Here is a 12,882-nt window from a genome sequence, read left to right as displayed (position 1 = left end):
GTATGTAGCTTATTGATACTAATAGATCGAGGACTTGACCAATAAATACGATGGACGTCAAAGTTTACTAAATATACTCAGTTTTGAAGGTACAAACTTCAACTAAATATGTGGTTATTATAGCAGAGAGGATACACCTGTTCCCATACCGAACACAGAAGTTAAGCTCTCCAGCGCCAAAGGTACTTGGTGGGAAACTGCCTGGGAGAGTAGGAAGTAGCCACGTAAAAAGCTCTAGCATATTGCTAGGGCTTTTTTTTATGAAAAATATAAGAAAAAAATTCTAATTAAAGTTAGAAAATATAGTCTAATTCATTAATTTATTAGTAATTCAATAAAAGATATTCAAAATAAAGTGATATTGAGATATAATAGATACATTGAATAAAAAATAAAGTGGAGGGCAATTTATGCTTAAAAAGTTTAACAAGGTTTTAGTAGCCAATAGAGGTGAAATTGCAATTAGAATTTTTAGAGCCTGCGCAGAGTTACAAATAAGAAGTGTAGGTATCTATAGTGAAGAAGATAAATACGGTCTTTTTAGAACTAAGGCAGATGAATCTTATCTGATAGGTGAAGGAAGAGGACCAGTAGATGCATATTTAGATATTGATGGAATAATATCTCTAGCAAAGAGAAAAAAAGTAGATGCTATACATCCAGGTTATGGTTTTTTATCAGAAAATGCTGAGTTTGCTAGAAAGTGTGAAGAAAATGGTATCACATTTATAGGACCAAACTCTGATATTATGGAAAAATTGGGAGATAAAATAAACTCTAAGCTTGTAGCTCATGAGGCAGATGTTCCAACTATACCAGGTATAGAAAAACCACTTAAATCTGTTAGGGAGGCTAGAGAAGTAGCTGAAATAATTGGATACCCAGTGATGGTAAAAGCATCAAATGGTGGTGGCGGTAGAGGTATGAGAATAGTTCGCCATGCAGAAGATTTAGAAAGAGAATTTGAAAACGCTAGAAGTGAATCAAGAAAAGCTTTTGGTGAAGACTTAATATTTATAGAGAAATATATAGAAGATCCAAAACATATAGAGGTTCAGGTTCTTGGAGATAAATACGGAAATATAGTACATCTATATGAAAGAGACTGCTCTGTTCAGAGAAGACATCAAAAGATTATAGAGCATGCTCCAGCATTTTCTCTTCCAGAAGAAATAAGAGAAAAAATATGTAGTGATGCTGTAAAAATAGCTAAGTATGTTGGATATTCAAGTGCAGGAACTTTGGAATTTTTAGTAGATAAGCACGGTGATCATTACTTTATAGAAATGAATACAAGAGTACAGGTTGAGCACACTGTTACTGAGCAGATTACAGGAGTAGATATCGTTCAAAGTCAGATATTAATAGCAGAAGGTTATAATCTATCTGACCCTGAAATTAACCTTAAAAGCCAAGATGATGTAACAGTAAGAGGATTCTCTATACAGTGTAGAATAACTACAGAAGATCCTAAGAAGAACTTTATGCCTGATACAGGTAAGATACAGGTATACAGATCAGGCTCTGGTGCGGGTATAAGACTAGACGGTGGTAATGGATTTACGGGTTCAACTATAAGCCCATATTATGACTCACTTCTAGTAAAGACAATATCTTATGATAGAACATTTGAAGGTGCTATCAGAAAGATGGTTAGATCTATAAAAGAAATGAGAGTAAGAGGAGTAAAGACTAATGTAGGTTTCTTAGTAAACGTTCTTCTTGACCCTAAGTTTATAGAAGGAAAGTGTAGCACAAACTTTATAGATGAAAATCCTCAGTTATTCGATATAGCTGAAAGTAAGGATAGAGGTACTAAGCTTCTGAAATTCATAGGAGATGTAGTGGTAAATGAAAATAAGTGTCAGGAAAGAAAGACTTTTGATGCACTGTATGAACCAAGAATTAGAGAAGTTAAAAATGTAGAAGGAAGTAGAGATAAACTTTTAAGATTAGGTAAAGAAGCCTATATTGATGACATAAGAAAAGAAAAGAAGTTATTATTTACAGATACTACTATGAGAGATGCTCATCAGTCTTTATTAGCTACTAGATTTAGAACTTTTGACCTTATGAATATAGCTGAAGCTACTGAGCATTATCAAAAGGATATGTTCTCTCTTGAAATGTGGGGAGGAGCAACATTTGACGTTGCATATAGATTCTTAAAGGAATCACCATGGTTGAGATTGCAGCAGTTAAGAGAAGCTATTCCAAGTATCAACTTCCAGATGCTTTTAAGAGCATCAAATGCTGTAGGATATAAAAACTATCCAGACAATGTTATCAAGGAGTTTATCAAGGAAAGTGCAAACTCAGGAATAGATGTATTTAGAATATTTGACTCACTAAACTGGGTTGAAAATATGAAGCAATCAATAGCAATAGCTCAGGATACTGGTAAGGTAGTTGAAGCTGCAATGTGTTATACAGGAGATGTATTAGACCCAGAAAAGTCAAAATACACAATAGACTACTATGTAGATATGGCAAGAGAACTAGAAGCTGCAGGATCTGATATTATAGGAATTAAGGATATGGCAGGACTATTGAAGCCATATGCAGCATATGAATTAATAAAGGCTCTAAAAGAGAATGTAAAGGCTCCTATACACCTTCATACACATGATACTAGTGGTAACGGTGTAGCAACGCTTCTTATGGCTTCACAGGCAGGCGTAGATATAGTTGATGCAGCACTAGAATCAATGGCAAGTGTGACTTCTCAGCCATCACTAAACTCTGTTATGGAAGGTCTTAAATTTACAGATAGAGATCCTGAAATAGATATGTTTGGTTACAATGAATTAGGAAAGTACTATAGAGATTTAAGAAAAGTATATTACAAGTTTGAGAGTGATCTAAAGACTTCAAATGCAGAAATATATGACTTTGAAATTCCAGGTGGACAGTATACAAATCTAAAGCCTCAGGCAGATAGCTTGGGTCTAGTAAATAGATTTGAAGAAGTAAAAGAAAACTATAAGGTTGCAAATAAAGTTGTTGGAGATATAATCAAAGTAACTCCTTCTTCTAAGGTAGTAGGTGACCTTGCGATATTTATGACTAAGAACAATCTTACTGAAGACAATATAGTAGAAGAAGGAAAGAATCTATCTTTCCCAGACTCTCTTGTTGACTATTGTAAGGGTATGATAGGCCAACCTATGGGTGGTGTTCCAAAAGAACTTCAAGAAGTAGTACTAAAGGGAGAAGACGCTATAACTGCTAGACCAGGATCATTGCTTCCAGATGAAGATTTTGAAGCTATAAAAACTCATCTTAGAGATGATCTAGATATAAAGGATCCTACAAATAGACAGGTGCTTAGCTACTCTCTATATCCAAAGGTATTTGATGATTATATAGCTCATGTAAGAGACTTTAATGATGTAAGCAAGATAGAAAGTGATGTATTCTTCTATGGTTTAAATATAGGGCAAGAATGTGAAGTTGAAATAGAAGAAGGTAAGGTTCTAACTATAAAGCTTGTTGACATTGGAGATGCAAAGGAAGATGGGACTAGAACTCTTACATTTGAACTAAATGGTATGCTAAGAGATGTAGAAATACTAGATAATAACTATGCTGGTAAGATTGTAAATGTTGAAAAGGCAGATATGAATGACCCTCATCAGATAGGTGCAAGTATTCCAGGTAAGGTAGCTAAGATACTAGTTAAGGAAGGCGATATAGTTAAGGAAAATCAGCCTCTAATAGTAATTGAAGCTATGAAGATGGAAACTAATATAGTTGCTAAGTCTGCAGGCAAGGTAAAAGATATTAAGGTATCTGAAGGCCAGATGGTAATAGACAAGCAATTACTAATACAACTTGAGTTAGCTGACTAAATAGTTTGTCTAAGTAAAAGTATTCAAGCCAATTTTAAAAATATTATATTTAATTAATTTATCTTAAATATAATTATTAAATAAGAAAAAATACTATTTTGATAGATATTAAAGCTAGATTTCTAAAATAGAGATTAATTGTAAAAGAAATATCAATAAAAAAGATAAAAAAAGAGTCTTTATAATTTATAAGGGCTCTTTTTTATATATAAATTTTAAATAATATATAAATGATAGATAAAAATAGATATATTTTATGAAAGAACATAGTCATAGCAATAAACTAATCTAAGATTGACTTTTTTTGCAATAAAGTTTATAATTAAAATCAAATAGAAAAAATTTTTTGAATTTTCTAGTATTAACAACCGATATTTAAAAGATTGTTAAAAAACATATAATCTCTTATGATACTATTATATAAAATAAAAAGTGAATAGTTGAGTAAAGTAATTTTAAAAATCGGTAATAAAAATAAAGGTAGGTGCTCATATGAAAGTCTATAATAGTGATAAGATAAGAAATATTGCAGTGTTGGGTCACAGCGGATGCGGTAAGACTAATTTATTAGAAACTATTGCCCATGCTGCAAACGTTAACAAAATTCCCAAGTTAAGTAATAATGTGCAGATGACTTATAGCATGAGTCTAATGCCAGTTGAGTATGAAGGTTGTAAATTTAATTTTATAGACACACCTGGTTATACTGACTTTACTGGTGATGTTATATCTGCGCTGTCTGCAAGTGATGCAGCTATAATAGTAATTGACGCTACCGATCCTATGCAGGTTGGAACTGAAAAGGCTCTAGAACTTACAGAGGGTATACCGAAAATAATGTTTATAAATAAAATAGATAATGAAAAAGCTAGATATAAAGATGTTATAGAAATGCTTGACTCTAAGTTTGAAAATAAGATAATACCTATGATTTCTCCAGAATTCAAGGATGGTAAATTTATAAAGTTACATAATGTTTTTGAGGACTATGAAGGCTTAAATGATGAGTTTAGGCAGCAGGCTGAAAGAGCCTATGAAGCTTTGATGGAGCTAATAGCGGAAACTGATGATAACTATCTAGAAAAATTCTTTGAGGGAGAAGAGCTGACAATAGAAGAAAAAAGAAATGGTATTACAGTTGGTATTAAAAAGGGTGATATTGTCCCAGTAATATCTGGATCAACAATTAATAATGTGGGTACTAAGGAGATATTAACAACCCTTAAAAACTACATAGACCCTAGATTTACAGATGAAAAAGCTCCTTTTAATGGAGTTGTATTTAAGACTTTTGTGGATCCATTTGTAGGGAAGATTTCTTATATAAAAATAACTGAAGGCTCTATAAAGAAAGATACGGAAGTTTATAATTTAAGAACAAAGAATAAGGTTAAAATAGCAAATGTATATACAATTAGAGGAGAAGAATTAATAGAATTAGACGAGGCTTATGCAGGGGATATTATTGTTGTTACTAAGCTGCCTGAAATACAGACGGGAGATGGTATATCTGAAAGCCTAGATTCTGAGATTTCTATAGAACTTAAATTCCCTAAGCCACAGATTTACTATGCAATCACTCCAAGAAATAAAAAAGATGAGGAAAAAATGGCAAGTATAGTGACTAAGTTGGTTAGTGAAGACCCAACTCTTGATTACTATAGAAATAATGAAACTCGTCAAGCTTTAATAGGCGGACAGGGAGAATTACATATTAAAAACCTAATAGCTAAGATGAAGGACAAGTTTGGATTAGATGTAGACTTACACGACATAAAGGTAGCTTATAGAGAGACAATTAAGGCATCTTCAGATGTTGAAGGTAAGCATAAAAAGCAATCAGGTGGGCACGGACAATATGGTCATGTAAAGATTAGATTCTCTAGAAGTGAAGAAGATTTTGAGTTTTCGGAGGAATTATTTGGTGGTTCTGTTCCTAAGTCTTACATTCCAGCTGTAGAAAAAGGTATTTTAGAGTCTATGGAAAAAGGAGTTTTGGCAGGATATCCAGTAACTCATATTAAGGCAGTACTTTATGATGGCTCATATCACGATGTTGACTCTTCAGAGATGGCATTTAAATTGGCCTCATCAATTGCATTTAGAAAAGGTATGGAAGATGCAAAGCCAGTACTATTAGAGCCAATTATGAAGATGACTATTACAGTTCCAGAAGAATATATGGGAGATGTAATGGGAGATATGAATAAGAGAAGAGGAAGAATACTTGGTATGGAGTCTAGTTCTAAGGGAAAACAAATATTAGAAGCACTTGCTCCACAGAGCGAAACTTTTAGCTATGCAATAGATCTTAAGTCAATTACTCAGGGAAGAGGAGTATTTGAAAGCGAATTTGATAGCTACTCAGAAGTACCTATTGAAAATCAAAAGAAAATAATAGAAGCAGCAAATGGAGAGGAAAAGTAAGTAATTAATTTAGCTATTCTAAAATAAAATAACATAAAAAAGGCGAACAGATAAAATATTTGTTCGCCTTTTTATTCGCAATAGTATTTATGATAATGATATAAATACTATATTGAATTGTGATATAATATAACGTATAGAATTTATTAAATTTAGATTATTTCAAGTAAAAGAAGATTGAAAAGTTAACTTTTAAAAAGCATAAATCATAGCTTCACTTAAATATTTATTTAGTTGTATTGGGGGTCAATATTATGAATTTTAATAGATATACGAGAAGAGTAGGCAAGGTTCTAGATATTGCAAGTGACTACTCAAGCAAAACTGGCTATGAAGTGACAGGCAGTGGTCATTTATTGTGGGCATTGATGAGCATAGGAGATGGAACTGCATACAGTGTTCTCAGTAAGATGGGGCTAAATCTTCAGGATATAAAGGAAGATTTGGACAAGATAATGGAATGTAGTAAGTATGAAGCTTTGGATTGCGATGTTGAAAGTAAAGAGATAAGTCCTAGAATGAAAAATATATTGGAGGTGGCTGAAAAAATAGCCAACTCTTACCATACAAACTTTATAGCATCTGAGCACCTTCTTTTGGCAATGATAGCTGAAGAGGGATGTGTAGCAAATATAATCTTAAAAAACAGAGGAATAGATACAGATATTCTTAAAAAACTGATTCTAGAAAATGAAGGTAAAAAAGAAGAAAAATTCTTAAAATATATAAAATCAAACAGTGAATCTTATAGTGATGAAGATGATGAATTGCCTATGTTAAATAAGTATGGAATCAATATGATTAAGTACGTTAAAGAAAACAATGTAGATCCTCTTTTTGGAAGAGATGAAGAGATTGATCGTATTATGCAAATATTAAATAGAAGAAAGAAAAATAATCCTGTTTTGATAGGTGAGCCAGGTGTAGGTAAAACTGCCATTGTAGAAGGTATAGCAAGAAACTTAGCGATGATGAACTATAATAATGATGAGATATTTCCTAGAAAGATGTACTCACTAGAGATAGGAACTTTAATAGCAGGAACAAAGTATAGGGGCGATTTTGAAGAGAGATTAAAAAATATTATAGATGAAGTAAGTAATCACGATGAAAAGATTCTTTTATTTATAGATGAGATGCATACTTTAGTAGGTGCAGGATCAGTCGGAGAAAAGGGTTCTGTAGATGCGTCAAATATCTTGAAACCAGCATTGAGCAGAGGATCTGTTCAGATAATAGGTGCTACAACAATTGACGAATATAGAATGAATATAGAAAAGGATCCAGCCTTAGAAAGAAGGTTCCAACCAGTAAAGATTTCTGAAAGTGACAGAGATACAAGTATATATATACTAAAGGGTGTAAGAGATAAATATGAAGCCTATCATAAGGTGAAAATAACAGACGAAGCAATTGAAAAGTCTGTAGATTTATCTATTAGATATATAGCAGATAGATTTCTTCCAGACAAGGCAATAGATTTAATTGATGAGTCTTGTTCAAGAGTAAAGCTTAGATCTAGGTTTTTACCATCTAATATAAGCGATATGGAAAAGATGGAAAAGCAATTAGAAAATCAGTTAGAAGAGGTAATAGCAAATCAAAATTTTGAGGCTGCTATTGATATCAAAAAAAAGAAAAGTGAACTTATGAATGATATAAAGCGTGAGAAAATACTTTGGAATAAAAAAAGTAACAATAAAAATATTGTAACAGGTGAAGTGGTAGCTGAAGTTGTTGAGATGTGGACTGGGATTCCTATCAATAAAATTATGGAAAAGGAAGCGGAGAGACTGCTTAATCTTGAAGATGTTTTAAAAGAAAGAGTTGTAGGTCAGGAGCACGCAGAAAAAGAAGTAGCAAGAGCAATAAGACGCTCTAGAACAGGAGTGCAAGATCCGAATAGACCAATAGGGTCCTTCTTATTTGTAGGACCTCCAGGGGTTGGTAAAACAGAGTTGTCAAAGGCTATTGCAGAGACTTTGTTTGGAGGCGAAGAAAATATTATAAGGGTAGATATGTCTGAATATATGGAGAAACATTCTGTATCCAAAATAATAGGATCACCCCCAGGATATGTAGGTCATGAAGAAGGTGGCTATCTTACAGAAAAAGTAAGGTTTAACCCGTATTCTGTTATATTATTTGATGAAATAGAAAAGGCTCATATAGATGTACTAAATATCTTGCTTCAGATACTTGATGATGGAATATTGACTGATTCAAGGGGAAGAACTGTGGACTTCAAAAATACGATTATAATCATGACTTCCAATGTAGGAAATAAATCTTTAAATGAAGTGAATGTAGGATTTTCTACTAGTAGATCTTCTTACTCAGAAGATGAAATAGAGTTGTTAGATAAAAAGGCAAGAGAAAAAACATTAAATGATCTAACTTCTTACTTTACTCCAGAACTTCTTAATAGAATAGATGAGATAGTAGTGTTTAGAAGCCTGAGAAAGACTGATTTTGAAAAAATAGTAGTGATATTATCGGAAAATCTAATAGAAAGAGCAAGAGATATAGGTATAGACTTAGAAATTAGCGAGTCTATATATGAACATATAGCAGATTTAGCTGCTAAGGCAGATCAAGGGGCAAGACCTGTTAAGAGACTTATACAACATAAGCTAACTAATAGGGTAAGTGAGGCTATACTTAAGAAAACTATAGCGCCAGGCGATAAAGTCCTTGCATATTTCTCTGATGATAAGGTAGAGTTTAAAAAGCATTAAGGTTAATTTAAGGGGGCGTTGTTAAAATTTATGGCAAAGGTGAGAACAAGATATGTGTGTCAAAACTGTGGATATGTAAACCCAAAATGGTTGGGTAAATGTCCAGAGTGTCTACAATGGAATACTTTTGTAGAAGAAATAGAGGAAAAGAAAAGCTCAAAGACAGCAGCTATATCCTCAATAAAATCAAATTCCAAGGTAGTGAGTATAAATTCAGTAACTACAGAAAAGGAAGAGAGATTTTCAACTAGTATAAAAGAGCTAGATAGAGTGTTGGGCAGTGGAGTAATACCAGGTTCTATGATATTAGTAGGTGGTGATCCTGGAATAGGAAAGTCAACATTGCTTCTTCAGGTATCTAATAATATAGCTGAGCAAGGAAAAAAAGTGCTATATATATCTGGTGAGGAAAATGAAAATCAGCTTAAGATGAGGGCAAAGAGGCTGAATGCTAATTCAGAAAATTTGTACATCTACACTGAAAACAGTCTTGCAGCGATAGAGCTTGTAATAATGGATATGAAGCCAGATGTTATTATAGTAGATTCCATACAGACAATGATAGCTCCTGATATAAGTTCAGCACCTGGAACTGTAAGTCAAATAAAAGAATCAACAGCTATGTTGATGAAGATTTCAAAGAGTAATATGATAGCTACATTTATAGTTGGTCATGTTACCAAGGAAGGTTCACTTGCAGGGCCAAGGGTTCTTGAGCATATGGTTGATACTGTTTTGTATTTTGAGGGAGAAAGATATAATACCTATAGGATACTTAGAGCAGTAAAAAATAGATTTGGATCTACTAATGAATTAGGTGTTTTTGAAATGAAAAGCGATGGTCTAGTTGAACTTGAAAATCCATCAAAAGTTCTTATATCCGAAAAACCAGAAAATGTTTCAGGTTCTGTAATAGTATCCACACTAGAAGGAACTAGATCAATGCTTTTAGAGCTTCAAGCTTTATTGGCACCTACAAATTTTGGTTATCCTAGAAGGACAACGACAGGAGTTGACAGTAATAGAGTTGCCTTAATATTGGCAGTTTTGGAAAAAGTAGTAGGGATGCAGATACAAAATCAAGATGTTTTTGTAAATATAGTAGGTGGTCTTAAAACAAATGAACCATCTATGGATCTCGGTATAGCACTAGCTGTTGCATCAAGCTTTAGAAATATACCTGTAGACGCAAATGTGGCAGTCACAGGCGAGATTGGTCTTACTGGTGAAGTAAGGACAGTAAGTTTTATAGAAAAAAGAATTATAGAGTGTGAAAAACTAGGTTTTAAAAAAATGATAATCCCAGCAGGCAATTATATTGATGAATTCAAAGATGAATACAGCATAGAAATTGTGCCAGTGAAAAATTTAAGGCAAGCAATATATGAAGTGATGGGAGGTAACTAGGTGAGCATTCTAAATATATTTGAAGATAAAGAATGGAATGATATTTTAAAGCTGACAGCCCCTGGATCTCCACTTAGAAAAGGTCTAGACAATGTTTTGATGGCGGCAACAGGTGGCTTGATAGTCATAGGAGATGATGAAGAAATACTATCTTTAGTAGATGGTGGTTTTGAATTAAATGCAGATTATTCGCCTTCATCCATATATGAACTAGCAAAGATGGATGGTGCGATAGTTTTAGATGAAAATATCGAAAAAATAAGATTCGCCAATACTCAGCTTATGCCTAGAAAAGATATATCAACTACTGAAACTGGAACAAGGCACAGAACAGCAGAAAGAGTAGCCAAGCAAACAGGATGTATAGTTATTGCTATATCTCAGAGAAGGTCAATTATAACTATATACAAAAATCATAAAAAATATGTAGTAGAAGATACTACAACGCTGTTTTCAAAGGCAAATCAAGCCTTTCAAACTCTTGAAAAGGCAAAATTATCTCAAGAAGAAGCGGTGCTAAATTTAAATGCTCTTGAGTTTGCAGATATGGTGACAATTTATGATGTAGTATTTGCTATGTCTAAGGTTGAGATGGTACTAAGAGTTACAAATACTATGGAAATGTACCTTTTGGCCCTTGGTGAGGAAGGTTTTTTAATAAGAAATCAGTATGAACAATTAATAGGAAGAACAAAAGATGAACAGGACTTTATAATCAATGATTATGTTCTGGATGAAATGAATAAAAAATTATTTAAGAAAAAGTTGAGCAGTCTTTCAAATGAAGAACTAGTCGATTTAACAAAGATAGCCAAGATAATGGGATTCTCTGGATACAATGAAAATTTAGATAAGCCAACTTGTCCAAGAGGATACAGATTGCTTAGCAAGATACATAAGTTGCCACAGGGAATTATAGTCAATTTAATTGAATACTTTGGAAGCTTCCAGGCTATATTAAACGCTTCTATAGAGGAGTTGGATGAAGTAGAGGGAATTGGTGAAATAAGGGCGACTTACATTAGAAATGGACTTATAAAAATGAGAAAATTGGCAGTTTTGGATAGATTGATTTAATGGAAAGGCAGGAAAAATATGCTAGGTAAGATAAAAAGATTTATTTTTGCCTTACTCGGTTTTGCAATAGTAACAACCCTGTACATATCCTTTATGAAACCATTTGAGTTACTTCAATTTGGTAATAAAACATATGGATATATTATAGGTGTATCTATAGGTGCACTAGCAGGTTTAGTACTATTTATAGCGGAACCAAGTATCAGCAGAAAAATGAAAAATATAGGAATGAAATTTGACAATGAAATGTCTAAATATTCTCAGGTAGATATAATTTTAGGATCAATAGGACTTTTAATAGGATTTATAATAGCATTTTTACTAAGTAGCTTGCTTGAGAAGATATATATAGTAGGGCAGGTGCTATCTATAATAGCATATATCATATTTGGTTTGATAGGTGTAAGAATAGGTATAAGAAGTAAAGGCGAAATTGTTGGATTCTTAAAAAACAGAAATATAGGTGAAAAGAAAGAAAAAGATACAGACAAGACAAAAACAGCTAAGAGAAACATCCCACCTAAGGTATTGGATACATCTGTAATAATAGATGGAAGAATAGCAGATATTTGCAAGACGGGATTTTTAGAAGGAAAGCTAGTAGTACCGCAGTTTGTATTAGATGAATTAAGACATATAGCAGACTCTGCAGATGATATGAAAAGAGTTAGAGGTAGAAGAGGATTAGACGTACTAAATGCAATTCAAGAAGAAGGAAGTGTAGAAGTTGAAATTACCAATCAAGACTTCCCTAATATTGCAGAAGTTGATATTAAGCTTTTAAAATTGTCATCAGTTTTAAATGGTAAGGTTGTTACAAATGACTATAATTTAAATAAAGTTGCACAGGTAAGAGGCGTTGAAGTTTTGAATATAAATGAACTTGCAAATGCAGTCAAGCCAATAGCTATACCTGGTGAAGAAATTGTGGTAACTATAGTTAAGGAAGGTAAGGAAAATCAACAGGGAGTGGCTTATCTAGATGATGGAACTATGATCGTTGTAGAAAATGGTAGACATCATATTGGAGAAACAAGGGCAGTAGTAGTAACATCTATACTTCAAACTCCAGCAGGTAGAATGATCTTTGCAAAAATTAAATAAAAAAGAATTTAATCAGTTTTGATGCATAGGAATTTAGTTATAAAATATACAAAAGAGTATGATTTTTAAAGGTATTTTTTATTGGTAATTATTTTAATTTATATTCAGATGTTGGAAAAGACGGGTATAAACTGCATCAGATGATTATTTATTCATCAGATAAGGCATATATTTATTTAACAATTAGCTCTTGACAATTTAAATTAAATATTATATGATGTCAATATACTTAAATATAAGCAATGATGAAGGAAAAGTAACTTGATTAAATCTTACAG

The 12,882-nt window shown here is 32.7% G+C and carries 6 protein-coding genes, 1 rRNA gene and 1 other annotated feature (1 of these 8 only partly in view); all 7 genes read left to right on the top strand.

Translation table 11 applies throughout. The annotated features are described in order from the left end of the window. Positions 1-109 precede the first annotated feature (109 nt). A 5S ribosomal RNA gene (rrf, locus tag UF10_RS06615) occupies positions 110-226 on the top strand. Positions 227-410: 184 nt separating this feature from the next. Next, positions 411-3,851, top strand: a complete 3,441-nt coding sequence (locus UF10_RS06610; RefSeq protein ID WP_106777033.1) for a pyruvate carboxylase — start codon at positions 411-413, stop codon at positions 3,849-3,851. 492 nt (positions 3,852-4,343) lie between these two features. Continuing rightward, positions 4,344-6,278: an elongation factor G gene (locus tag UF10_RS06605; RefSeq protein WP_106777032.1), complete on the top strand. Its 1,935-nt coding sequence runs from the start codon at positions 4,344-4,346 to the stop codon at positions 6,276-6,278. Between the two features lie 254 nt (positions 6,279-6,532). After that, entirely contained in the window at positions 6,533-9,016 is a 2,484-nt protein-coding gene (locus UF10_RS06600; protein WP_106777031.1) for an ATP-dependent Clp protease ATP-binding subunit, read from the top strand. 30 nt (positions 9,017-9,046) lie between these two features. Beyond that, positions 9,047-10,423 (top strand): DNA repair protein RadA, encoded by a 1,377-nt coding sequence (gene radA, locus UF10_RS06595; protein WP_106777030.1) that lies wholly within the window; start codon positions 9,047-9,049, stop codon positions 10,421-10,423. Positions 10,424-10,429: 6 nt separating this feature from the next. Next, a complete protein-coding gene (disA, locus tag UF10_RS06590; RefSeq protein WP_408633958.1) occupies positions 10,430-11,500 on the top strand; it encodes a DNA integrity scanning diadenylate cyclase DisA in 1,071 nt (356 codons plus the stop codon). A gap of 18 nt (positions 11,501-11,518) precedes the next feature. Further along, positions 11,519-12,604 carry a PIN/TRAM domain-containing protein gene (locus UF10_RS06585; RefSeq protein ID WP_106777028.1) on the top strand — a complete coding sequence of 362 codons (1,086 nt, stop codon included), beginning with the start codon at positions 11,519-11,521 and terminating at the stop codon, positions 12,602-12,604. A 233-nt stretch (positions 12,605-12,837) separates the two neighbouring features. Further along, positions 12,838-12,882: a binding site (T-box leader), on the top strand (it continues 161 nt past the right edge of the window).

Origin of the sequence: Peptostreptococcus russellii (assembly GCF_003012055.1) — a bacterium.
Classification (GTDB): domain Bacteria; phylum Bacillota; class Clostridia; order Peptostreptococcales; family Peptostreptococcaceae; genus Peptostreptococcus; species Peptostreptococcus russellii.
The sequence above is the reverse complement of the archived record's forward strand: the minus strand, read 5'-3'. Positions and strand labels throughout refer to the sequence as shown.

What these genes read in the sequence shown, in the direction of transcription:
- UF10_RS06585 (WP_106777028.1), top strand. Translation starts at nt 11,519, where the DNA reads ATGCTAGGTAAGATAAAAAGATTTATTTTTGCCTTACTCGGTTTTGCA.
- UF10_RS06600 (WP_106777031.1), top strand. Translation starts at nt 6,533, where the DNA reads ATGAATTTTAATAGATATACGAGAAGAGTAGGCAAGGTTCTAGATATT.
- radA (WP_106777030.1), top strand. Translation starts at nt 9,047, where the DNA reads ATGGCAAAGGTGAGAACAAGATATGTGTGTCAAAACTGTGGATATGTA.
- UF10_RS06610 (WP_106777033.1), top strand. Translation starts at nt 411, where the DNA reads ATGCTTAAAAAGTTTAACAAGGTTTTAGTAGCCAATAGAGGTGAAATT.
- UF10_RS06605 (WP_106777032.1), top strand. Translation starts at nt 4,344, where the DNA reads ATGAAAGTCTATAATAGTGATAAGATAAGAAATATTGCAGTGTTGGGT.